The 23577-nt window shown below is 61.8% G+C and carries 23 protein-coding genes; 10 read left to right on the forward strand and 13 right to left on the reverse strand.

Annotated elements, in window-relative coordinates:
* Positions 1 to 314: 314 nt before the first annotated feature.
* The gene (locus EV664_RS12485; protein WP_342353535.1) at positions 315 to 989 is read left to right on the forward strand and encodes a sugar transferase; all 675 of its coding nucleotides are present in this window, start codon (positions 315 to 317) and stop codon (positions 987 to 989) included.
* Positions 990 to 1024: 35 nt separating this feature from the next.
* Here the strand turns inward: EV664_RS12485 and EV664_RS12490 are convergent, their stop codons facing one another.
* Positions 1025 to 1276 (reverse strand): hypothetical protein, encoded by a 252-nt coding sequence (locus tag EV664_RS12490; protein ID WP_133496047.1) that lies wholly within the window; start codon positions 1274 to 1276, stop codon positions 1025 to 1027.
* 97 nt (positions 1277 to 1373) lie between these two features.
* Between EV664_RS12490 and EV664_RS12495 the strand changes: the two genes are divergently transcribed.
* The 4 genes from EV664_RS12495 to EV664_RS12510 all read left to right on the forward strand — a co-directional run bounded on the left by EV664_RS12495 (position 1374) and on the right by EV664_RS12510 (position 6126).
* The gene (locus EV664_RS12495; RefSeq protein ID WP_133496048.1) at positions 1374 to 2366 is read left to right on the forward strand and encodes a glycosyltransferase family 2 protein; all 993 of its coding nucleotides are present in this window, start codon (positions 1374 to 1376) and stop codon (positions 2364 to 2366) included.
* 155 nt (positions 2367 to 2521) lie between these two features.
* Positions 2522 to 3418 carry a glycoside hydrolase family 16 protein gene (locus tag EV664_RS12500; RefSeq protein WP_133496049.1) on the forward strand — a complete coding sequence of 299 codons (897 nt, stop codon included), beginning with the start codon at positions 2522 to 2524 and terminating at the stop codon, positions 3416 to 3418.
* Positions 3419 to 3583: 165 nt separating this feature from the next.
* The gene (locus EV664_RS12505) at positions 3584 to 4438 is read left to right on the forward strand and encodes an aldo/keto reductase (RefSeq protein ID WP_133496050.1); all 855 of its coding nucleotides are present in this window, start codon (positions 3584 to 3586) and stop codon (positions 4436 to 4438) included.
* Entirely contained in the window at positions 4435 to 6126 is a 1692-nt protein-coding gene (locus EV664_RS12510; protein ID WP_133496051.1) for an FAD-dependent oxidoreductase, read from the forward strand. Before EV664_RS12505 ends, EV664_RS12510 begins: the two co-directional genes overlap by 4 nt.
* Before the next feature lie 4 nt (positions 6127 to 6130).
* Here EV664_RS12510 and EV664_RS12515 read toward each other — a convergent pair whose 3' ends face one another.
* Both EV664_RS12515 and EV664_RS12520 read right to left on the reverse strand, forming a co-directional pair.
* Positions 6131 to 6898 (reverse strand): metallophosphoesterase family protein, encoded by a 768-nt coding sequence (locus tag EV664_RS12515; RefSeq protein ID WP_133496052.1) that lies wholly within the window; start codon positions 6896 to 6898, stop codon positions 6131 to 6133.
* Positions 6895 to 8076, reverse strand: a complete 1182-nt coding sequence (locus EV664_RS12520; protein ID WP_133496053.1) for a glycosyltransferase — start codon at positions 8074 to 8076, stop codon at positions 6895 to 6897. The genes EV664_RS12515 and EV664_RS12520 overlap by 4 nt, the downstream gene beginning before the upstream one ends.
* Positions 8077 to 8346: 270 nt before the next feature.
* Here EV664_RS12520 and EV664_RS12525 point away from each other — a divergent pair, with 270 nt between their 5' ends.
* Positions 8347 to 9723 carry an O-antigen ligase family protein gene (locus EV664_RS12525; RefSeq protein WP_133496054.1) on the forward strand — a complete coding sequence of 459 codons (1377 nt, stop codon included), beginning with the start codon at positions 8347 to 8349 and terminating at the stop codon, positions 9721 to 9723.
* Here the strand turns inward: EV664_RS12525 and EV664_RS12530 are convergent.
* From EV664_RS12530 to EV664_RS12555, 6 genes are all read right to left on the reverse strand, one after another.
* Positions 9626 to 10270, reverse strand: a complete 645-nt coding sequence (locus tag EV664_RS12530) for a hypothetical protein (protein WP_133496055.1) — start codon at positions 10268 to 10270, stop codon at positions 9626 to 9628. The genes EV664_RS12525 and EV664_RS12530 overlap by 98 nt on opposite strands.
* Before the next feature lie 77 nt (positions 10271 to 10347).
* Positions 10348 to 12510 carry a GumC family protein gene (locus tag EV664_RS12535; protein WP_133496056.1) on the reverse strand — a complete coding sequence of 721 codons (2163 nt, stop codon included), beginning with the start codon at positions 12508 to 12510 and terminating at the stop codon, positions 10348 to 10350.
* Positions 12511 to 12534: 24 nt separating this feature from the next.
* Positions 12535 to 13875, reverse strand: coding sequence for an outer membrane beta-barrel protein (locus EV664_RS12540; protein WP_133496057.1), 1341 nt, complete (start codon positions 13873 to 13875; stop codon positions 12535 to 12537).
* Entirely contained in the window at positions 13872 to 14315 is a 444-nt protein-coding gene (locus EV664_RS12545; protein ID WP_133496058.1) for a hypothetical protein, read from the reverse strand. Before EV664_RS12545 ends, EV664_RS12540 begins: the two co-directional genes overlap by 4 nt.
* Before the next feature lie 84 nt (positions 14316 to 14399).
* A complete protein-coding gene (locus EV664_RS12550; RefSeq protein ID WP_229668254.1) occupies positions 14400 to 14969 on the reverse strand; it encodes a polysaccharide biosynthesis/export family protein in 570 nt (189 codons plus the stop codon).
* 45 nt (positions 14970 to 15014) lie between these two features.
* The gene (locus EV664_RS12555) at positions 15015 to 15638 is read right to left on the reverse strand and encodes a transglutaminase-like cysteine peptidase (RefSeq protein WP_133496059.1); all 624 of its coding nucleotides are present in this window, start codon (positions 15636 to 15638) and stop codon (positions 15015 to 15017) included.
* 194 nt (positions 15639 to 15832) lie between these two features.
* Between EV664_RS12555 and EV664_RS12560 the strand changes: the two genes are divergently transcribed.
* Positions 15833 to 17557: a type I secretion system permease/ATPase gene (locus EV664_RS12560; RefSeq protein WP_133496060.1), complete on the forward strand. Its 1725-nt coding sequence runs from the start codon at positions 15833 to 15835 to the stop codon at positions 17555 to 17557.
* A gap of 19 nt (positions 17558 to 17576) precedes the next feature.
* On the forward strand, positions 17577 to 18923 hold the full coding sequence (locus tag EV664_RS12565) for an HlyD family type I secretion periplasmic adaptor subunit (RefSeq protein WP_188656426.1): 1347 nt from the start codon (positions 17577 to 17579) through the stop codon (positions 18921 to 18923).
* On the opposite strand, the gene EV664_RS19270 is transcribed toward EV664_RS12565, so the two are convergent.
* Positions 18911 to 19081: a hypothetical protein gene (locus EV664_RS19270; protein ID WP_162848843.1), complete on the reverse strand. Its 171-nt coding sequence runs from the start codon at positions 19079 to 19081 to the stop codon at positions 18911 to 18913. The two genes, EV664_RS12565 and EV664_RS19270, sit on opposite strands and share 13 nt — an antisense overlap.
* Between EV664_RS19270 and EV664_RS12570 the strand changes: the two genes are divergently transcribed.
* Complete coding sequence (locus tag EV664_RS12570) at positions 19068 to 20192, forward strand: glycosyltransferase (RefSeq protein ID WP_162848844.1); 1125 nt, start codon at positions 19068 to 19070, stop codon at positions 20190 to 20192. The genes EV664_RS19270 and EV664_RS12570 overlap by 14 nt on opposite strands.
* 50 nt (positions 20193 to 20242) lie before the next feature.
* Here the strand turns inward: EV664_RS12570 and EV664_RS12575 are convergent, their stop codons facing one another.
* Positions 20243 to 20680 (reverse strand): Rap1a/Tai family immunity protein, encoded by a 438-nt coding sequence (locus EV664_RS12575; protein WP_133496063.1) that lies wholly within the window; start codon positions 20678 to 20680, stop codon positions 20243 to 20245.
* Positions 20681 to 20807: 127 nt separating this feature from the next.
* On the opposite strand from EV664_RS12575, the gene EV664_RS12580 reads away from it, so the two are divergent.
* Positions 20808 to 21857, forward strand: coding sequence for a cell wall hydrolase (locus EV664_RS12580; RefSeq protein WP_244923133.1), 1050 nt, complete (start codon positions 20808 to 20810; stop codon positions 21855 to 21857).
* 4 nt (positions 21858 to 21861) lie between these two features.
* Here EV664_RS12580 and EV664_RS12585 read toward each other — a convergent pair whose 3' ends face one another.
* Together EV664_RS12585 and EV664_RS12590 are read right to left on the reverse strand one after the other, a co-directional pair.
* A complete protein-coding gene (locus EV664_RS12585) occupies positions 21862 to 23076 on the reverse strand; it encodes an SGNH/GDSL hydrolase family protein (RefSeq protein ID WP_133496064.1) in 1215 nt (404 codons plus the stop codon).
* Positions 23073 to 23495, reverse strand: coding sequence for a hypothetical protein (locus EV664_RS12590; RefSeq protein ID WP_188656427.1), 423 nt, complete (start codon positions 23493 to 23495; stop codon positions 23073 to 23075). The genes EV664_RS12585 and EV664_RS12590 overlap by 4 nt, the downstream gene beginning before the upstream one ends.
* Between the last annotated feature and the right edge of the window lie 82 nt (positions 23496 to 23577).

Below are 23577 nucleotides of genomic sequence, written 5' to 3' on the forward strand. Positions count from 1 at the left end.
TTTGAATGTCCACGCGCGCCTCAGTCCCATTTACATGCGACGGTATCCGACAGGGTCCGAAAACCGGAGGCGCGTTTCGCCCGGTATCGCGTTCTGGTCGAAACACTATTCTACGGTGCAATGCGGCAATTACGGCAAAGCGGGCCATGTTTGTCGCGCGCGAACAACCGTTGAACGGTTAATAGTTGACGCGGGGCCGTTTTGTCTCGTTTTGGGCCGGTCTGGATTCAATGCCGTCCCCTGTCTTAAAATGTTATTCGGTTCGGTGTATTGCTGCACTGCATGGAAGCGCACAGGGGCGCTGGAGAAATGTGATGCATGGGAAGCTGAACGCAGTACCGGTCTTTGTACCCGCCATTACGTCGCGTTCGAATCGGGCTGACCGGGTCATGATGCGCGCTGTCGATATTATGGTGGCCAGCGTTGCACTGTTTTTCTTCGCGCCGCTGATGATCGTCATCGCTGCGCTGGTTTTTGTCGGGGATCCGGGGCCGATCCTCTTCGCCCATCGCCGGATCGGACGCGGCGGCAAGGATTTCTATTGCCTGAAGTTTCGCTCGATGGCGGTCGATGCCGATGCACGGCTGCGCGAACTGCTTGCGGTTGATGCAGCCGCGCGGGACGAATGGGCGCGCGATCACAAGCTGCGCAACGATCCGCGAATCACCGGCATCGGTCGCTTTCTGCGCAAGAGTAGCCTTGATGAACTGCCCCAGCTGTTCAATGTGCTGCGCGGCGATATGAGCCTGGTCGGTCCGCGCCCGATCGTTCAGGCCGAGGCGGAACGCTATGGCCGCTATCTCAGCGAATATTGCGCCGTCCGTCCCGGCATTACCGGCCTGTGGCAGGTGAGCGGCCGCAACGACACGACGTATCGCCGCCGTGTTGCGATGGATGTCGCCTATAGCCGCAAATGTTCGACCTCCATGAATCTGAAGATTCTGGCAGTCACTGTGCCGAGCGTCGTTTTTGCCAAGGGGTCCTATTGATCGCGCAGGCGATCAATGCTCGCGATTGCGCGCGATTAACCGAACAGCGTGATCGCAATTCCCGCGAGCAACGCCCAGCATAGCAGGCCGAATGCTACTGCGATGCTCATACGCGCAACGGTGGAACTGAGGCTGCCGCTATGGTTCGGCATCGCGGAGTCAGCAGGGTGGCGATAGACATTATAGACATGCCGCGTCTTGCCCCGGCCGGGCGTTCCGATACGCGCTGTACCCGCCGAACCATTGGCTCCGTCGACGGAAATCAGGCTTTTCAAAACGTTGTTCATGACAACCACTCCTCTCGGCGTACCCCGCTCTATAGACTGGCAGGGTTACTGAAGATTTAACCATTGCAAACATGAACCGGTTCCTGCCGAAAGGCAAATGTCGTATTTTTACGATAGCGATGCGAACGGGTGCGACACAAAGGATCGTAAATTGGTGCTCAGCGGCCAGAATAATAGCGAAAACAGTGCAATGGCCGGCGCGCCGCGTTTTTCGATCGTCGTGCTTACCTATGCCCGCGACTTTCTTCTGGAGGAGGTGCTCGGCCGGTTGAAAGACCATGATGGCGGGCGTCAGGATTATGAAGTGCTGCTGGTCGACAACAATGTGGACGCGGCGGACCGACAGCGGCTGCTCGACCAGTTCCCGTCAGCGCGATATTTCGGCGATGGGATAAATCGGGGCGTTTCGGCGCGGAATATCGGTATCGATGCCGCACGGGGCGACTATGTCCTCGTCGTCGACGATGACGTCCTGATGGAAACGCCGGATTACCTCACCCGGTTCGAGCGCTATTTCGAAGCGGAGCCGAAGCTCGGCTGCATATCGACGCGCAAACGCGTGCGCGGCGAGACGCGCAGGCGGGTCGATCTCATTCCGCATACGCGCAAGGATGTCGATCTCGAAGACAGTTTCCTGACCTTCCGCTTTGTCGGTGGTTGCGTCGGATTTCGGCGCGAAACGCTGCATCAGGTTGGTGGTTTCTATCCCGAATTCTTCTATGGGATCGAAGAGATCGAGCTGGCGTTCCGCATCATCGACGGCGGATGGAAAATCCGCTATGTCCCCGATATCCGTGTCGAGGAGCTGGAACATCCGGCAGGGCGCAAGCCGAAGCGGCAGAGCCAGACCGACCGGCTTTCGAACAAATATATCATGACATGGATGCACATGCCGTTTCCGGAAAATGTGCTGAATTATGTGCTGTTCACCCCGTATCTTTTCTACCGCGTGAAAGGCGAGGTAAGCGTGGGGAAAGCGGCGATGCGTTTCCTGTCCTGGCTGCGCCGCGACGACCGGCCGAAGCGAAAGCCGCTATCGGCGGCGGCGCAGGCCTATATTCGCGAATGTGGCGGCTCGCTCTGGCGATAGGGCGATGCGCCATGATGTTTGGGAAAGGCGGCGAATTGCGCCCCTTCCTGACGTTTTCGATGGTTGTCGGGGGGGCGCGTGAAAGCCGTTGTTAATATCGCCGGCACTATCGAACGGCGAACTGCCCACGCATCTTAAATGCACAGGAAAATCCGATGATTCGTCAGCTCATGGTCGCAATCGCGGGTCTTGCATCGCTTGGCGTCGGCAATGCTCCCGACACGGCGTCCGCCCCCGCGCGAATCGACAAAAGCGCGATGCGCCTCGTGTTCGAGGAGCGGTTCGCAGCGCGCCCCGATTTCTATGATCCGGTCAGCAATCCGACCGGGCGCTGGAAAACCAATTATGCATTCGGCGTGCAGGAGCCGAAGTCGCCCAAAGCCTGGGAGACTCGCACGCTTCGGCCCAACCAGGAACTGCAATATTATGGCAGCCCCGCCGATCAGGGGAAATCCTATGCGTGGAAACCGGGTAGCCTGACCCTTGTCGCGCGCAAGGGCGTGGCGCCCGCCGATTCCCAGGCCAAATCCCTTTCCTATGTCTCCGGTCTGATCACGACAGAACGGTCCTTCACGATGCGCTATGGCTATTTCGAGGCGCGCGTGGCGCTTCCGGCGGGGAAGGGGCTGTGGCCCGCTTTCTGGCTGCTTCCGCCGTTTCAGCCCGGTCGCAAGGTTCAGCCGCAGCAGGAAGTCGATGTCTTCGAAACGATCGGCGAGCGGAACCTGATCCACGCCACGGTCCATACGGACAGGAACGGCAAGAAGATACCGAACGGACAGGAGCTTCCGGTCGATGACGTTACCCGACCGCACGATTACGGCGTGCTGGTCGAACCATCGCGAATCACCTGGTATGTCGATGGAATTGCCGAGCGGAGCGTTCCCAACAAGGATTTTCACCAGCCCACTTATATGCTGCTAAACCTTGCAGTGGGGGGCAAATGGCCGGGGGCACCCGATGCGCAGACGCACTTCCCCGCGCGGATGAAAATCTATCGGGTAAGCGCCTATGCCACCGCCGATTCTCAGATCGCCACGCCGGGTCGATAAGGCGGACCGCAGCAGCTTTCCCGAAAAAAGACAGATAAGGCGCTGCGTTGCAGCATCCTGTCGGTCGTTGTGCTTGACGTTGCGCGCGCGCGGTTGGAAGTCTCGCCCCGATCATCGCCCGCGGGGGCGGTGAACCGAATTTCTGCTCGCAAGGGGAAGCGATCGATGCGCATCGAAACTGGCTTGGATACGGCGCTTTCGCCGATTGGCCTTGGGTGCGCCCGGATCGGGTCGTTCAACAATCCGCGATCGATGGCCGAAAGCCGTGCGCTGGTCGAGCGCGCGCTCGAAATCGGGATTACTGCGCTCGATACGTCGAACATCTATGGACAGGGCGACAGCGAACGGACGATCGGCGCCGTGCTTCGGGGCAAGCGCGACAAAGCGTTTGTGGTCACGAAGACGGGACGCGGCTTTTCGGCGAAAATGCGCGCTCTGCGTCCGTTAAAGCCGTTGCTTCGTCCGCTGCTCGCCGCGCGCCGGAACCAGGGCGGGTCGGGCGGCGGCAATGCGGTTACCGCGCGGCGCGAAGAATCGATGCGCTTCGACTGGTCGCCATCGTCCTTCGCGGGCAGTCTGGATGCGTCGCTGCGACGCCTGCGGACCGATTATGTCGATGGCTTTCTGCTGCACAGCCCGCCCGCCTCGGTCGCGGCCGATCCGGCGGCGGGCGCGGCGCTCGCTGCGCTGAAGCAGGCGGGCAAGGTCCGGCATTTCGGCGTTTCATGCGATGATGCCGAGGGACTGTCGGCCGCGCTGACGATGGAGGGGCTGACCCTGCTTCAGCTTCCCTGGGATGTCATTATCGGGATGCGCGATGCGGACGCTGCGATCATCCGCGAACGCGGACATATTGTGTTCGCACGCGAGGTCATCCGGACCCAGCCGGGTGTCACCGCGGTCGATGCGGTACGCAATGCCGTGCAACACCCGCTCGTGTCCAACGCGCTGGTGGGAACGACGTCGATAGCCCATCTTGAGGCGCTTTCCGCCGCTGCGCCGGCTGGTCACGCTGCATGATCTTCGATACGCAAAAGGGATCGATTCCGGCGGATCTGAAGGCCGATGTGACGATCATCGGTGCGGGCGCGGCGGGAATCACCATGGCACTCGAACTCGCCGATGCGGGGCTGGCGGTGATCCTGCTGGAGGCGGGTGGCCGGGCGTTCAGCACGGCGAGTCAGGAATTTTATCGCGCGCATGCGGTCGAACCTGCCAGCCACGGCACGGTCGACATGTTTCGGCGCCGGGTTTTTGGCGGCTCGACCTCGGTCTGGGGGGGGCGGTGTATTCCGTTCGACCCGATCGATTTCGAAGATCGCCCCTGGATGGCGCATGGTCGCTGGCCGATCGGGTATGACGATGTCGCGCGCCATTATCCGCGCGCGCTCGACTATGCGCAGGCCGGACCGGCTGCGTTCCTTGCCGGCGAAGCGCTGCCCGGCGAGCCCGCGCCGATGGTGCCGGGGATCGAATCCGACGATGTCGTCCTCGACCGGATCGAACGGTTCAGCAATCCGCTGCATTTCGGCGATCATTATCGCGAAAGGCTGCGTGCATCCTCGCGGATCACGGTGCTTTTGAACGCGCCGGTCGTGCAGATCCTCACGAATGACAACGCATCTGCAGCTCGCGGCGTGCGGGTGCGCGGCCCTGACGGCTCGCTGGCCGAAATTGCCTCGCCGCGCGTCGTCATCGCGGCCGGGGGCATTGAAACCGCGCGCCTGCTGCTGATTTCGAACGAGATCAAATCATGCGGCCTCGGCAATGAGCGCGATCTGGTCGGGCGCTTTTACCAGTGTCATTTCGAGGGCGAGCTGGGCGAAATCCGGTTTGAAAAGTCCGTCGATCAGGTGCGGATGGACTATCAGCGTTCCCCGCAAGGCATTTACTGCCGTCGCTATATCTGGCTGTCGCCCGAAGCGCAGCGACGGCATCAGCTTGCCGGGCTGGTGCTTCGGCCCAATCACGCCAATATCGTCGATCCCGACCATCGCCACCCCGTATTGTCGGCAATGTATCTGGTGAAAAGCCGGATCGTGCCCGAATATGCGCGCAAGCTTACCTCGCTGGAGGATCAGAAGCGGCTGGAGCGGGGGGGCAGTGCGGCCGCATTCTGGGGCGCGCATCTGCGCAATATGGTGCTGGGCGGGCCGAAACTGGCTGCCTTCACGCTGGACTTTGCCCGGCGGCGGACCTTTGCGAAGCGTAAATTGCCCTCAGTGGTGCTGCGCGATCCGCGCAATCTGTACCCGCTCGACATCAACGCCGAGCAGGAGCCCAATCCCGACAGCCGCATCATGCTGGGCGACAGCAAGGATGCGCACGGCGTCCCGCGCATATCGGTCGACTGGCGAACGACCGAAGGCGATCATCAGCGGCTGGTAAAGGGGCTGCGGCTCGTTGCCGATGCGTTCAATGCCGGTGATACCGCGTCGGTCCGCTTCAGCGATGCCGATTATGAGATCGCGATGCAGCGCAAAGTCCCGGTTGGCGGCCACCATATCGGCACCGCGCGCATGGGCGAAACCGACGCGATCGGCGTTTGCGATGCCAATTGCGAACTGTTCGGAACGCGCGGCGTCTATATTGCGGGGGCGGCGGCGTTCAGCACGTCGAGCTTCGCCAATCCGACCCTGACGCTGATCGCACTGACGCTGCGTCTTGCCGCCCGGATCGCTGAGGAAAGCCGCGCGAGCGTGCGTTGAGCGATCAGTCGGAAGCGGTCGACAGAAATTCCTGCCGATCGTCCTCGAGGTAAAGCGCGGTGAGAACGCCGGTCCGATAGGCACCGGTGTCGATACCGATGCGATGTTCGCTCAATTGGGGCGCTTCGTCGATACTATGGCCATGGACGATCGTGGCACCGCCGAACGACCCGCTCCATTGCAGAAAATCATCGCGAATCCACAGCAGATCGTCCGGTTGTTGCCGGGAAAGCGGGATGCGCGGGCGCACGCCTGCATGGACGAACAGATAATCGCCCGACCGGGTCCATAGCGGCAGGCGCCGGACCCATTCGATGATCGGTTGCGAAACCGCCAGACGCATCTGCCCGCTGAGCAGTCGAATGTTCCGTTCGCTGTCGAGACGCGCAGGGTCGAAGCCGAAGCTTGCGAGCGTTGCGCGTCCGCCATGTTCGCGCCACAGGTCGAGCGCAGCACGATCCCCGGCGAGCGCGCCGAGCATCAGTTCTTCATGATTGCCCATCAGGGTAACCAGATTGGGCGTGCGGTTCGACAATTGACCGGCGAAGCGCAACACGCGTGCGGAATCGGGCCCCCGATCGATCAGGTCGCCCAGCAGGACGACCCGCAGGCTCGCGGGCGGGGGCAAAGCCTCATGATGCGCTTCGATCCGGCCGAGCAGGCGGCGCAGCTGACGGTAGCATCCGTGTATGTCGCCAATGGCGTAGATCCGTTCGCCCTTGCCGGTTCGGGGGCGGCGGCGCCGTCCTCCCCAACCGAACGGGAAGATCAATTTCCGCCCCGGGCGTCCATCGGCGCACCCTGAGCGTTACGGATCGTAGCGGCGGGCTCCCAGGTGCGATAGCGCTGCCTGCCGAGCAAAGACTGCGCAACGCCCATGCCGACCCCGGTAAGCGAAAGGACGGCGGAATACAGAACCGACAGGCCGGGAACGCCCTTCGATCCGCCGAATAGCGCAAGCACCCCGGCGGCGAGCACGGCACATCCGGCGATCCAGCCGAAACCGACAAAGATGGCGGCAAGCAGGCAAAGGGCGGAAATCAGCAGGCAATACGGCATCAGCCATTTGATCAGCCGGTGCGAGACATAACCATAGCGCACGAGGAACGATTGTTTGCGAAGAGCGGGCGCGAGCGCGCGATGCACGTTCATCGCCTGACAGGCGATGCGCATTTTGCGCCGAAACTCTTCCTTCGCTTTCACCGCGCTGCGTTCGCGCACCACCACTTCGGGAACACGAATGACCGTCGCGCCCGATGTCAGGACGTTCAGCGTGACATACAGATCATCGATCAGGTCGGCGGGGGCGGCGTGATACAGCTTGCGCCGGACAAGAAAGCTCGCACCGTCGACCCCGACGACGCCCAGCGTGTCGCTTTCGATCTGTTTGATCGATTCCTCGATTCGCCAGTACAGCGCGCCCAGAAAGCTGGTCGCCGATTCGCCGGGATTGGTATAGACCAGCCGCGCCGTGGTGCACCCGATCTTCGGATCCTGGAATGGGCGGGCGAGGCCGGTAAGCGTGTCTTCATCGCCCTCGACATTGGCGTCAGTGAACATCAGCAGATCGCTTTGCGAACGCTCGATCAGAACGTTCAGGCCATAGGTCTTGCCATTGCGTTCCTGCGAAACGACGATATCCGCCCGGTCTTTATAGGGTTCCAGAAGTTCCGCAGTGCGATCGCTCGATCCGTCGACATAGATATGGACGGTCGCCGGACCGTATTTTTCGGCCGTAGCGATCAGCTGCTCGACCTTCGCCACGATCACATCTTCTTCATTATATGCGGACATACAGATCGCGCAGGACGGACGAGGGCCTGCGAAATCGGCGAACCGGCGATCGCGCCGTTTCGCGAACAGGTGGAGCGAGATGGGATATGTCGCGAACGGATGTACTGCGATGAGGAGGAAAATCGCAGCGATAATGCCCAGAATTACTGCGAACACCGATTAACCTCCACTTGTCGTACGCTTGCCACTGCGCCGTGGTGATATCCCGACGTGAATCGTCGAAATACGTCTTGGCATCGTGCTAATCGTCCTTATCGATCCGATAACGATTTTAGAATGAAGAAAATACTTAACACCAGAGCTTCCGATCCGGTTGCTTTCGCATGGCGGATCGTCGCACCAGACTGCGAACTGGCCGTTTTGCGCAATTTATGCGCCGGTTAAGATAGTTAGCGGGCGAAAATCCGAAGAGGAAACAGAACAGGCATGCCCAATTTGACACAGGAACGGTCGGCCGTCCTTGCACTTATCGCGCCGTTAACGCTTGTCGGCGGCTGGTTCGTTCTCGGCGCGAATACCAATTTCCTCGCGGGGGCCTTCGGGCTGGCATCGTTCGCTGCGGTTCTGGCGATACTGACCCTTTCGCCGCCTGAGGCGAATATATGGCGTGCGCTGCGCCTCCCGCTTTCATTCTTCGCTCTGGCGCTGATCTGGGCGGCGCTTCCCGTTATAATCCCCTTCGACATGTTTCCTGCCGACCGGCTGGCGACCGATTCGATAGCGCCGCGATGGATCGGACAGGCGGCGGCCGTCGCATGGTTTGCGGGTGGTGCTGCGATGGGGGCCCGGCCCGGGGTTGGGCGATCCGCGGTGCGCCTGATCGTTATTCTGGGATTGCTGTGGATGGCGATCTCGGTCGCGTTACGAGCGGCCGGTATTTCCTATGTCGCCCTGTGGGGGCCGGTTTCGCAATATTCGCACTTTGCGCTGACGCTGCGCAACGCGAACACTGCGGGCACGATTCTCGCCATGCTCAGCGTCCTTGCCTGTGGCGAGTTTCTGGCGCTCGCCATCCGCTTCGGCGATCCGATGCACACTGCCGACCGGCACGCTGCACTGAAACTTGCCCTCACGCTGGCCGCATTCAGCGCCTGTGCGGGCGCCATTGCGATTACGGGATCGCGAATGGCGTTGGTGCTGGCGGGGTTGGGGGTGCTGGTTCTGGTAGCCCGACGCGGTGGCCAGCTATGGCGGCACGGGGCGATTGTCGCGCTCCCTGCGCTGGGCGTTCTGATCGTTCCGCCGATGCTTCTGCTGCTCCTGCTGGGCGGGAGTGTCCTTCGAAAATTTCACGGGCTTGCGGGCGATTTCAACCTGCGGGTAACGGACATGGCGAATTTCGTTGCGCTCAGCTTGCAAAAGCCGTGGTTCGGCGTCGGCCTCGGTAATTTCGGGCTGGCCAATCTTTCGTCGCTGACCCCGGAAGATGCCCTGCACCGGTGGAATTTCGGCGCTGCGCATAACGTCCTGCTGAACGCGGCGATCGAAGGGGGCTGGCCCTATGCGCTGTTCGCAGCGGCAGGCGTCGTGACCGCGGCGATCCCGATTTTTAGCCTGCGCGATCGCGTCGCCTATGACGTCCGTATGGTCGCGCTGTGCACGGCGGTCGTCATCGGAATAGCGGCGGGGCTGATTGATATCGCGCTCGACGTGCCCGCCATGCTGGCCTTTGTCGCATGGCTTGGCGGTATTGCGCTGTCGCGGGCTATTCGGGCGCGGACCCGAATGGTCGATTGGCGAGCCCGCGACCGGGAAGGCGAAGCGCAATCGCCGTATACGCAGGCGTATCCGCTACCGCATTGATAACGTCTTCGCGTTGCGACTGGCCCTGACTGGCATACCATAATGCTTCCTGGTCGACGGCAATGCGGAGCGCGGGGTCGAGCCGGCTCCAGTGATGCGTGCCCCACCAGATTCGCCACATGCCGGCGGACGGGGAGAAGCGCTGCATTGCATAGCTTTGGCCAAGCGCTGCTACCGCCTCTCCCATATGGCGCGCATTGGCTGCGGCGAGCGCGTGGAGAATGCGCACCTCGCCATTATCAGGCGCGCGGCCCTGCAACCGCGTATCGGCACGAAGCGCTGCCGCGATATAGGAGGATGCCTCTTCCGGGGAGGCCGCCTGTTCGGTGAGGGCGGCAAAGCCGGTGATACAGGCGCTGAGCACGCGTTCCGAATTCGCCGTCGCGCAGCCGGAAAGGCGGTCGGCAAGTTCGCGCCGCCGGCTCTCGGTCGGCTGATCGCGCGCGGATCGCGCAAGCTTCGCCATATGCGAAATATGCCATTCGCGCACCGTGATGACCGCTGCGGCGAGCATGGCGAGGGCAAGGACAATCCTTGCAATCAGCACAAAGCGATCGGGCCGAAGGCTGCGATCGGAATCGCGTCCTCCGGCCCGCTTTGTACGTCCGAATATCGCCGGTCGGCTCACGCCTCGCGATACTGGCGATATTTCGCCTGATAATAAGCCGGGTCGGAAGCCGACATCCGGCCACTACGCAGCGACACCATCGACAATGCAGTCCCGCCGATCATCGTGCCGTCATGGCGGATCAGATCGACCGCGGCCCGCGCGGCACGCGGCGGGGTGCTTTCCGACTTCGCGATGAAGATCGACGTATCGCAAAGCGACGCCACGATGCGCGAATCGGCAACCGCCAGCACCGGTGCGGTGTCGAGGATCACAAAGTCGTAACGATCGCGAAGCTGCGCGAGCAGCGAGCGCATATTCTGGCCGCTGAACAGATCGACCGGCGTGAAATTCTTACCGCGAAGCGGCAGCACGTCCAGATTCGACTGCGAGTCGCGAACGATCGCATCGGCAAGCTGCGCTTGTCCGGTAAGCACTTCGACGAGGCCCGGCCGGTCGGGAGCACCGACCATCTCGCCGAGCCGACCGCGACGAAGATCGCAATCGATCAGGATCGCCCGGTCGCCGCTAAGCGCCATGACGCGGGCCAGCGACAGCGAGGAGGTCGATTTGCCTTCGCCGGGAAGGGCGGAAAGCACCGCAATCGTCTTGGGCGGCGTGTGCGCGCTGAGCACGATGGAGTTGCGGATGATCCGGAACGCCTCGACATAGCTCGACATGGGGCGCAGCGTGGTGAACTGCTCCGGCGAAACCTTCTCGCCGTCGATGCGCAGCTGACGCGAGGTCAGACGCGGGATCGATGCGAGGAAGGGTGCGCCGACCTCACGCTCAAGATCGGTTGAAGTGCGGATGCGCCGTGACAGAAGCTCCAGCAGCACTGCCGAACCGAACCCGATCAGCAGGCCCATCATCAGCCCGATCGATGCGAACAGGATACGGTTGGGCGAATACGGATCGAGCGGCGGAGTTGCCACCTGCGTGATGACTGCGGTCGGCAACAGATCGCGCTGCTGCTGAGTCACCTGCTGAAGCGTCTGCGCAATCTCGTCATAGGATTGCTGCTTGGCCTTTACTTCGCGTTCCAGCGCATCGGCAGTCACTGCAGCGCGGGTGTTCGACGCCTGCTCGCCACGAACCTGATTCATGCTGGCGCGAAGGCTGGCAGCGCGTGCACGTGCGGCCTGAGCGCGCGATTGCAGACCCGACACGATACGCGCGGCTTCATCGCGAAGTCCGCGATCGATTTCGTCGATCTGGCTCTTCACCCGCGCATATTCGGGGTGGCGAGGGCCATAGCGCGCCTCAACCTGTGCGAGCTCGCGTGCCGCCTGTGCGCGCTGGCTGCGCAACTCAGCGATGACCGGCGAATCCAGCACGTTGGAAACGGCTGCGAGCTGCCCCTTCGCAATCTGCGCTTTTGCAGCGTTGAGGTCTGCGGTGGCAGCGGCGGCTTCGCTTTCGGCCTGGGCAAGCTGAACGGCAACCGGACCTACCTGCTGATCGGCGATCGTGCCCTGAGTCGTGCCTTCAACGATCCCGGCGCGCGAGCGATATTGCGCAAGCTGGTTTTCCGAACTTTCGACTTCCTTTCCGAGCGTATTCAAACGCTGGCTAAGGAATTTCGCCTGTTCGGAAGCGTTTTTCGTGCGATCTTCGACCGTGCTCGCCACATAGGTTTGCGCTACCTCATTTGCGATTTTGGCAGCTTTCCCGGCATCTTTCGACCGGAAGTGAACCGTCACAATGTAATTGTCGGATTCCCGCGTGACGTCGAGATGTTCCAGGAAATTGGCGACAACCCGGTCGAACGTATCCGCACTGTCATTTGCAGCCGTTTCCGAATCCGGCCGGAATTCGGGGTCGTTTACGAGATTCATATCGCGAACCACGCGCGCGGCAATTTCGCGCGAACGGATGATCGCTACTTCCGTATCAATACGCGACTGATCGGCCTGCGGCGAAGTCTGACGCGACGGTTCGTCGGTCACCGACCGCGCGGCAGGATCGATCTTGATCTGTGTCGTGGCCTGATAGAGCGGCGTCATTACAAACGACACCGCTATCGAAGCGACCGTGATGGCCGCCGCGACAGCGACGATGAGCAGCCAACGCCGCGCGATGATATCGAGCAGCGCCACCAACCCAATCTCGCCCGCCCCGACCTCACTGGCCGGATAGCTGCGATGTGGATATTCGGGCGCAGGGACCTGGCTGTTCATAGGCGTACTTAGCTCCTGAAAATACTAGCGCCGGAATGTGAGCGACAAGGTCGCACGCCATTCATCGAATTCGGGACCCGAAAGCGCGCCCGAACTCTTTCGTTTGGAATAATTGACACCGCCGCCGATGGCCCAGTCGGGGGACACCAGAAAATTGGCTCCGCCTTCGAACAGGGCAATCTTATCGATGCGGTCGATGTCCTTGAAATTGTTACGCTGATACTGGCCGTCGATGTAGAGCAGAAGATTGCGCATCAGCTCATGATCGACGCGTATTGCAGCAGTATTGGCGAAATAACCGCTGATCCCTAAGGTGACGGCTTCCTCGATATCGCGCTTGGCGATCAGCGTGACGGTCGACAGGCCCGACGGGAAATATTCGATGCGCGTGTCATAAGCGAGCCCGCTAATGCGCGGATACTGCGCATCGGACTGGAAGTCGCGCTGAATATAGCCGGCGCCGATATGCGCGCGGATAAGCGCCGTCAGATCGAAGCTGACACCGCCGAGCAGCCTGAACTCCTCACCATCGCGGTTGGGAAGAGTCCCGATCATTTTCCGGGTATGTGCGATATGGGTATAATCGCCCTCGCCGAATACGGAGAAATCGGGGGTCACGGCATATTCCAGTCGCGCGGCGCCGATGGCCGAGGTGCGGTCCCGAAAATCCTGATCGATCACCGCGCCGCCCAGCGAACGCACGTCGCTGAAGTTCAGACCGACGACATTGGCAGCGCCCAAAATGCGAAACCGGCCCATTTCATGCTGACCGCGCAGCAGGACCTGCGAACGGACATAGGAAATATTGCCCAGCGTATTGGCGGGAATGTCGCTTGCATATTGCGACTGATAGGCCCGCCGAACGCCGGCCGAACCGAGCAGATACGTGCCGCGCTCGCCATCGAGGCGGCCCGTGATATCGGCGAAATATCCGTTTTCGTTGCGGCTCGTCACGTCGAAGAAGCGCCGGAACACTCCGCCGCCATCGATCGAAAGCGAATTGGTCCCCCAGTTGCTTTCCAGCCGGATGGAGGGATCGAAGGCGACGAAACCGTCCGACTGACGATTGGTGCCCGATCCCAGAACATTGTCCGAATATCCGACGCCGGTAACCACCTCGGGAAAGGCAATGAACCCGCCGACTGGAATCCCCGTCGGTTCATATTCCGGACGTTCGCGATCAAGCACGCTCACATTGCGACCGCGATCCGCGCTGAAGGGGATCGGACTGGCAAGAAACGGCCCGTAATTTTCGACCTGTTGCGCCAACGCCGCAGCCGGTACGCCGCAAAGCGCGATGCACCCGGCCAGGCTGCGCATTCCCAGCCGCCGCATCCGGCTACGCGATGAAATCATATTCGTCATGGCAGATAATCGCTCCCCCCGCCGGTCTGAATGTCGGGCAGCTCAGCGCGCGCGACGTTCGGACCGAAATACCCCGATCCGCCTGCGCCCGTGCCAGTCGGACATGCCGACAGGGTGGAACGCAGCGCGATCAAAGCCCTTTTTGCTTCTTCATTCTCGGTCCCCGCTTCGGCATCCCGGACCGCACGCTGCACGACGAGGCAGTCATAGGGCGACCGATCCGCGATCAGCGCAAACCTTGCTTCGAACGTCCCGGCATCGGCGTTCGGCGTCAGCGCGATGCTCTGCAATATCTGTCGGACGAGCGCGTCGCTCTGTACCGCGATAGTGTCAGTGCGCCGTTGCGCGGGAACGGTCTGTGCCGTCGCGGTGGTCACCACCGTGCCGCTCATAGCGAACAGCAGCGCTGCAGGCGTCAGAGCCTTAGTGACTTTCTTCATGTATGTACTCCCAGCACCTTAAGTTCAGTGACTTAGGCGTGGATTCTATAAGCCGGGGGCGGGTCGAAGCGAACCGCGAATATATCAGAAATAGCGCTCCGCGACTCGGATAGTGTCCCCCGGATAGACACGTAGCGACGGAGTGACCTCCATCCGCACCTCTTTCGACGCTCCCGACCGCGTTATGAAAACGTATTTTTTCTGGGCGCGATAGGTGAAGCCTTCGGCCGAGGAGATGGCGTTGAGCACGGTAAGGCCCGCCGAATAGGGATATTGCCCTGCCTTATTGACTTCGCCAAGCACGTAGATCGGCCGGAACGACACGACTTCCACCGAAACATTGGGATCTTTGATGAAGCCGTTGGCCAGTTTCGACTGGATCGTCGCGCCCAGCTTTGCCGCCGTCAGGCCCTGCGCCTCGACTTCGCCGACCAGCGGGAACGAGATGCTGCCGTTCGGACCGACGACATATTCGCCGCTCAGCGTCGGTTCGTTGAACACCGCGATTCGGACCTTGTCCGAAGGGGCAAGCTGATAATCAGCGATAACCGCGGCGGAATCCTCTGCAGCCGCGCCGGGCGCTGCGGTCGGATAGGCCTGATTGCCGACGCACGCCGACACAAACAAACAGATCAGGACGAGCCAGTACTTCACACGCAATCCCCAAATATCTCGCGATACGAAAATCCGGGGATTCGGTTAACTCGCCAATGCTGCAAGTGCAATCGTATTAGAGTCGTCCGTTTCGGGGAATGTACTGTACCAGATCGAAGGGTCGGACGCAGATTGTTTCAACAGCCAGACATAGGGTGTGTCGGACCATCGTTCGATCCACGGCGTGCGGCTGTCGAGCACCAGATCGGTGCCGTCGACATTAGCGATCAGCACCGTATGTAGCCCCGCGCGAGGCACGTAAGCGACTGAATAATAAAGCTTATTCGCCGGGAAGCCGAGCGCAAGGAGCTGCATCCTTTTGGTGATCGCATAGTCCTCACAATCGCCGCTCGCGCCCTTTGTGAGCGGTACCGCATTCCATTTTTCGCTGCGGTCTTCGCGGAAGCGAATCGCGCTGTTCACGGATCGGTTCACGTGCTTCAATGTGCCGATAAGGGACTTTGCGGTCCAATTTTTATCATGCACTGCAGCAAAATTTGCGGCCTCGCATATCGCAGGGTCGCGACGACACATTTGCGTATAGCCGGCGGGCGGTTCGGCGACCGATACTGCAGGGATCGAAGGTGGCGGCGATTCGGCGGCAGTTGCGAGCGCCGGTGCACACGTAATTCCCAGCATAATCGTCGAAAAAAAATCGCGCACGCCCATACCGGCACCTGTCCGCTCATCTACAATGACGAACAGGGTACTTGCGTCGATTTAAGCCTGACTTAGGAAACTACGTTAACCCGGCGTTAACTATTAATAGTCCCGGGCAAAGAACCCGCTGAAGGATAACGACTTTTTAATCCTGTGAGGCGCATAAGCGGACCGTTCGTACAGCGTTGCGGTGAGTCCACATTATGAAACCCCAAATAACGGCCCCGCCATCCACGGCCTTGCGCGCTGCCTGGCGCGCGTTGCGACCCGCACTGCTCATCGTCGGGCTGTTCAGCGTCATCGTGAACCTGCTCGCGCTAACGCCGACCCTCTATATGATGCAGGTCTATGACCGGGCGGTCGCATCGGGTCACGTCGGAACGCTGGCATTGCTTAGCCTTATTGCGCTGGCCAGCCTCGCGATGATGGCGTTGTTCGACTGGTTGCGCGCGCGGATATTGGTGCGCGCGGGTCGGGCGTTCGACGCGATGCTGGCACCCGCCGTTGCTGCGCGCCTCGTCACGAAGACACAGGCGGTGGCCGCCGACCGGGGGGCGGGGCTGCGCCGACTGGACACGGTGCGTCAGGTGATCGCCAGCCCGCTGGCCACCGTTTATTTCGATCTGCCGCTGATGCCGTTATATGTCGCGGCATCCTTCCTCCTGCACTGGTCGATCGGCGTGCTGGGGCTTGCTTCGGCTGCGCTGTTGCTGGTCATTGCGATTCTCGGACAGCGTTCTTCGCATGCGCCGCGCACCCATTCGCTGGCGCAGGCAGAGGCAGCGCAGGTGGCGCTGGGGCATCTGGCGGCACATGCGGATGATCTGCGTGCCGGCGGAATCGCACCGGGTCTGCTCGAACGATATCTCGATCGCCGGGCGGCAGGGCGCGACAGCGAAGCGCGCGCTGCATTCTTGGCGGGCGGCTATAGCGGCGCGACCCGATTTTTGCGCATGACGATTCAGTCCGGCGCGCTCGGCCTTGGCGGGTTGCTCGCCATTGACGGTTTTATCTCGGGCGGTGCGGTGATTGCATCCAGCCTGTTGCTCGGTCGGGTGCTGGCTCCGATCGATCAGATCGTCGGGGGGTGGCAGGCGCTTGGTAACGCGCGCGATTCACATGCGTATCTCAAACAGTTGCTGGCCGATGCTCCTATCCAGACCGGCACGACGATGCCCGAACCGGAAGGCGCGCTTCAGGCGGAGCGGCTGACCGTCCTTGCCCCCGGTTCGGATCGTATCGCGATCGCCAATGTCGAATTCTCGGTAAATCCCGGTGAACAGATCGGCGTTGTCGGCCTGAGCGGTGCGGGCAAGTCGACGCTGCTGCGCGCCATGGCGGGCGCACTGCCCGCGGTGCGCGGCACGGTTCGGATCGACGGGCTCGCCTTCGATCACTGGCCGACGCATCAGCTGAACCGCGCCATCGGCTTTCTTCCGCAGAATGCCGTTTTGTTTCCCGGTACGGTGAAGGACAATATCGCCCGTTTCGAGGCCGAATCGAGTGAGCGCACTGCTGAGAAGATCGACGCCGATGTGGTTGCCGCAGCGATGCGTACCGGCGCGCACGATATGATCGTGCGGTTGCCCGATGGCTATGACACGATGATCGGAACCGGCGAACCCGGCCTGTCGGCGGGCCAGATCCAGCGCGTCGCGCTGGCGCGCGCCATGTATCGCGGCCCGCGCATCCTTATCCTCGACGAGCCGACCGCCAATCTCGATTCCGAGGCATGTTATCGCCTGATCCGCCTGCTCAGCAGCCTGCGGGGCGAGCGCGTGACCGTATTGCTCGGCAGCCATAGCGGCGAGGTGCTGGCCTCGCTCGACAAGTTGCTGGTGCTGAAGGCGGGAGCGATGACCAGCTTCGCGCCGCCGCCCAATGGCCGGTTGCAGGTCCGCAACGCCGATGCGTCGAAGGTGACATGAGATGACTCTATCGTTGCAAATGGCTTCGCCCCGTGCGCTCGCGCCGCAGGATTTACGGCACGCTGGTGTCGAATTGATAGGGCGAGCGCCGGAAATCCGGATCGGGCTTATTCTCGCCGGGCTGTTCGGAGGCGGCCTGCTCGCCGCGGGGCTGCTGATCCCGCTTGATGCTGCCGTGACCGCGCCGGGTGTGGTGAAGGTCAGCGGCGAGCGGCGTTCGCTGCAAAGCAATATCGACGGCACCGTCGCGGCCGTCACGGTCCGGGATGGCAGCAAGGTGCGCGCGGGGCAGATATTGCTGCGCTTTGACCTGGCGCAGGCGCGCGCCGTCGAACGCGCGCTGGCCGAGCGGGTCATATCGCTTCAGGCCGAAATCGCGCGGCTTGAGGCCCAGCAGTCGGGCGCTGCCCGGATTGCGCCGGGTGCCGCGCTTTCTGGCTATTCGGGGGAGGATGGCGCGCTCGCCGAACGCGCCCTGAAGGTGGAGCAGGCCACGCTGGATACCGAACGCCATGCCAGCGCGGCGCGCGATGCCGTGCTTCGTGAACGGGTTGCGCAAATGTCGGAGCAGCGGCGTGAAAGCGCGTCGCGCCAGCGCTCGCTGGAAACCCAGCGCGACCTGATGAGCGAAGAGCGCGCGGCAGTCGAAACGCTTGCGAGCAAGGGCTATGCGAGCCGGATGCGCCTGCTTCAGGCGCGCCGCGATGAGGCGGGGCTGACCGGCTCGGCAGAAGCGATGGCGGCAGAACGCGACCGGCTGCGCGTCGGAGAGGGGGAGGCGCGGCTTCAGATCGTTCAGGCACGCGCCGATGATGCGCAGACGATCGCCCAGCGGCTGAGCGATGCTCGCGCCGAGCTGGCCGGGCTGATGCCGCAATGGAAGAAGGCGCGCGAACAGGTCGAACGCGGCGTCGTCCGCGCGCCCGTGTCGGGCGAAGTCGTCGCAAACCGCATCTCCGCGCCCGGAGCGGTGGTCCGCGAAGGCGAACCGCTGTTCGACGTTGTGCCGTTCGACCGCTCGCTGATCGTCGAAGCGCGCGTCGCGCCGGGTGAGGGAACGTCGGTGCGGCCGGGCCAGAAGGTTCGGCTGCGCCTGTCCACGCCGCAGGGGCGAACAGCGCCCGTGATGGAAGGCCAGGTATCGTCGATCGCCGCGGATACCGTCACGGACGAACGCACCGGACGAAGCTATTATCGAATGGATGTATCGATTTCGCCGGAGACGATGGCGAAGTCGGGTGTCGGAAAACTGTTCCGTCCCGGTACACCTGCCAATGTTTCGATTTCCGTCCGATCGCGCAGCAGCCTTGGTTATTGGCTGGAACCTTTGTTTCAGTCGCTCAACTCGTCACTTCACGAACAGTGATTCAACGAAAAATTGACCATTTCGGGATTGCGCTCCTTGCCTGTTCTGCGAAAGCTGGGATAGGCCGATTCCGGAAATGCTTTGTCGCGGTGCAGCATTTCTTTTCGGGTGCGGCAGGAAAGAAGGAATCCGGTGATGGTGGGAATGCTGTTTGTCATTGCTACAATCGCTTTGGCGGTGTTCCTTCACCCCTATATTTTCTATCCGCTGACGCTGAAGCTGTTCCGTGAACGAATCCTGCGGCTCGATCCTGCCGCTACGCCGCCGTCGCTGGCGCTGGTATTCGCGGCTTATAATGAAGAGCGGTCGCTTCCGGCGAAGATCGACAATCTTCGCGCCCTGAAAGCGGAGCATCCGGATCTGCGGATCATGGCCTATTGCGATCTTTCGTCGGATCGCACGCTCGATATTCTTCGCGAAGCGTCAGACGTGGTCGAAACGATTGCTGCGACGCAGCGTACGGGCAAGGCGACGGGGATGGCACACATGGTCGCCCAGCTCGACCGGGACGTCGTGATCTTTACCGATGCGAACGTCATTCTCGACCCGGCGTCGATCCCGCCGCTGCGGCGCTATTTCAGCGATCCTTCGGTGGGCGGTCTGGCCGGATCGCTGCATTACACCAATGATGATGCCAGCGCGACCGCGCGCGCCGGCGGCCTGTACTGGCGGCTCGAGGAAATGGTCAAGAACCTCGAATCACGCTGCGGTTCGATCATGGGTGCCGACGGATCGATCTTTGCGACGCGCCGGGAATTGTATCCGGTGGTCCCGCCGCACCTGCTCGACGATATGACCGTATCGATGACCGTGCCGATTCGCGAAAAGCGGCTGATTTTCGTGCCCGACGTCATTGCCTATGAAAAGAACGCCACGGCCGCGTCCGATGAATTTCGCCGCAAGCGCCGCATTGCCTGCCGCGCATTCAACACCCATCGCTATTTGTGGCCGAAGATTCGCGAGCGGTTCAGCACCGTCGAGATGTATAAATATATCTCGCACAAATTGCTGCGCTGGTTCGGACTGATCCCGCTTGCCGTGTTTCTGGTGTCGCTGTCGCTTGCACTGATCCTCTCGGGTCAGTTTGCCGTCCTCGCCGGTGGCGCGCTGTTTGGCGGCATTTGCGTGCTGCTGGGAACGCTCGGCGTGTCGCCTTTCTCAGTCGGCCTGCAAATTCTGGTGGCAGTGATCGCCACGTTCTTCGGAATCGCCGATTCGTGGAAGGGTGCGACCTATCAGACCTGGACGCCCGCTCAGTCGAGGGCATGACGCGCGCGGCGTTCAGCCGGGGAAATCAGTTCAGCGCTTTGCGGCCGGGCTCATTGGACCGGGCAGGGATATTTCGCTTTCAGCGCAGCCACCACGACCGACGCGGCCTGTCCCGACAGGCTGGCTGGCCGTTGCTTCGCATATGCCATGAAGCTGTTGCGCATATCAGATTGCGCCACATCGGCGGGCGGACAGAATTCGCGGATCTTCAGCCAGGTTTCATACGCGCGCACCGTGTCATGCACCCCGGCGATGAAGGCGAAGCAAAACGAGCTGCTGGTCGGCGATGTCTCGGTGCAGCGACTATACAGCTGATTGCCGGTCAGAAATCCCGCATTCTCGCTGGTCCGGGCGGTGGCGAGCGGTCGGTCGGCGACCGGAGCCGATTGCGGATTTTGCGATGGTGCCGACCGGGTCTGCTGCGCTGCTGCTGTACCGTCCTGAAACAAAGGCAGCGCAAATGCTGCGATGATGAGCGCCGCTTTCATTCGAAAAACCCTTTATAGCCCGAACCCGCCGGCCCGTAGCGCAAAGTGGCTGACGGACCAAGCTAGTGCATACACCATTGGTGGGAACGAGTATCTTTTGAAAGCAATGTCTGGTCACAATCCGGCGATGTTTCGCCGTCCGATGCCGGGCCTTGTGCCTGCGCTGATCCTGCTGGCGATGTTCGTGGCCGCTGCGGTATCGGCGATGATGGTGATGCGCGGTATGGATTCGCGCGACGTTGCCGTTTCGGATCAGGTCGTCGCAAGCGCCGATCGTCCGACCGGCGCCATCGCGCCCGAAAATACGGTCGCGACCGATCCGGCGGAACTCGCCCCGCTGACTGCTGAAACCGCGGTTGCGCGCAATGCCGAAATTCCGGTTCAGCCGGGGGCGTTGCGGACCGCGCGCGCATTCAACATGGGCCGCGCCGGCAATCTCGATTTCGCCCGCGCGCTCGACTGCCTGACCGCCGCTATTTATTACGAAGCGGCGGGGGAACCGATCAGCGGGCAGCGCGGTGTCGCTCAGGTAGTCCTCAACCGCGTCCGCCATCCCGCCTATCCCAACACGGTGTGCGGCGTCGTGTTTCAGGGGGCGGAGCGGCGCACCGGGTGCCAGTTTTCCTTTGCCTGCGACGGTTCGCTGGCGCATCCGCCGATGGCCGGTGGCTGGCGACTGGCGCAGGGACTCGCGGCGGCTGCGCTTCAGGGGCGGGTCGAACCCGATGTCGGTCTCGCCACCCATTATCACGCCGATTATGTTTTGCCTTTATGGTCGCCGCACCTGGTGAAGCTTGCCGTGCTCGGCCACCATATCTTTCTGCGCTGGCCCGGCAGCTGGGGCCAGCCGGGTGCCTTTGGTCGCGGCTATCATGGCGGCGAACCGGCGATCGACTGGCGCAACGGCTTTGGCGGCGCACCGATCGGGACCGGGATGGACGCGCCTGCCGATGGTCAGGCTCCGGTGCAGGCCCCCGATTCCGTAATGCCCGCCCGGCGTCCGCTGCTGCCGATGAACGATTCCCAGTCGTTGCGAAGCGCCGCTGACGGACCTGCCGCGAGCTATGTCGCGCCGGAGGAGCGCCGCGTGATCTTTTCTGCTCCGTCGTCCGCCCCGGGCGGCGGCGGTAGCGGGGCGGCGAAGACCTCACCCGCCGCCCCCTCATCAGACCAGTGACCGTTCAGCGTGCGATGCGCGCCGTGTCGAGCGCCGTCGCATTGGCGATCATCGCATAGCCGATATAGTTCAGGTGCAGGCCGTCCGCAGTGATCGCCTGCCCGCCATTGCCGATCGCGAATTTGCCGCTGTTCAGGCTGCTTTCGACGACCGAGGCGCTGTCGAACGTGCCGGTCAGGCCGAGCGGCGCTCCGTTCGACCCGCGGACATTGCGCCGCAGATGGTCGTTGAGCGCGATACGCTGTCCCTGCGACACGGACTGGGGCGTCTGATCGGCCAGACTGCGCCAGTCCTTGCCGTCCGAAGCAGGGGTGAGTGTGTTCCAGAACACGCGCTTATCGGCAAATACCGCGCAAAATCCCTGAATATCCGCTTCGATCTGATCGGCGGTGCGTTGCGGCAGGGATTGCATGTCATTGATGCCGTAATTGCACAGAATGTGCGAACAATAATCGGAAAGCGCGGCTCGCTGCGCATGGCCCGCCATGAACATGTCCAGCCGGTCGCCGTACAGACAGGCATTGATATAGCCTAAGCGTGGGCCGATGCTTCGCGCCATCTCGCCCAGATCGCCCGATCCGTCCATCATATCCCCGAACCCGAAGCCGCGACTGTCGCCGCAGATCAGCACGGTCGGCTTGCGGGTAGGATATAGGATCGCGCAAGGGGTGATCAGCGCCCCGTCCTGCACATTGTCGATGCTGGTGCTGTCCGCCAGTCCGGACGTCGCAAGCGTCATCCGGTCATATGCCGTCCGCCGATCGATCGCGCTGGAATATGTAAGGACGGTCGCGACCTCGCCCTCGGCGTGGACATGAATCAGAAACGCCGCGCCATCGGGAATCGGCGTCGCCAATGGAACGCCGGCATCGCTGAGCGGCGAGGTCGCTCCATCGGCTACGACCGGCGATCCGTCCTCACCGTTCCAGCGCACCGTTTGCCACTTCGATCCGATGGGATACTGGATCTTCGCCTGAAAGCTCGCGGTTCCGCCGCTGCCCGTTTCGGCATAGCTGGCGGTCGATACATACCAGTTGGCAAAGGCGATTTGCGGCATGGTAAACATCGCCTCGCGCGCGATATGCATCGAATTGGCATTTGCCTGTTTTCTGGGAGAGGCGAAATTGTTGGTGTAGCACCGGGTTGCGACCTGACCGGGATAGCTATCCACCGGCCGCGCCTTTGCCGCCAGTGCGCGCGCCACGATATCGATGCTCATTGGCGCACCTCATAGGTCAGCGTGCCGCCGGCGAGCGCGATATCGAGATACCAGACGGCGCCCGGAATGCTCTCTTCGCCGATCGGCTCCATCGCATTGCGATCGAATATGCCCCACGGTTTTCCACCGATCGTCAGCGGCGCTGCCGGTGCCTTCGGGCCTGAAGACCGCCGGACGCTGACAGTTCCGGTCCAGATACCGCTCAGCGTCAGCCAGATCGGGCGGTCCGTCACCGGCGCGAATCCGCTGCTCAGGATCGACTGGTTCGTTGTCCCCGAAAGCGGTGAGGGACGGGCGGAAGGCAGCGAAATCGACACGGGAAGGGGATGGTCATCGCTGACCGGAATCGCCGCACCCGTCGCATCGGCGAACGCCAGTCCATGTTGCGTGATATATCCCGACGGGTTCAGAATTTTCATCGGTCCTTCCATATCCGGTTCTCCTTCGAACAATGATTCGAGAAGAGCATAACCAAATAGGTTCGTGTAGGACAGCGTTTTT

This window comes from Stakelama pacifica, assembly GCF_004361835.1.
In the GTDB taxonomy this organism is placed as follows: domain Bacteria; phylum Pseudomonadota; class Alphaproteobacteria; order Sphingomonadales; family Sphingomonadaceae; genus Sphingomonas; species Sphingomonas pacifica.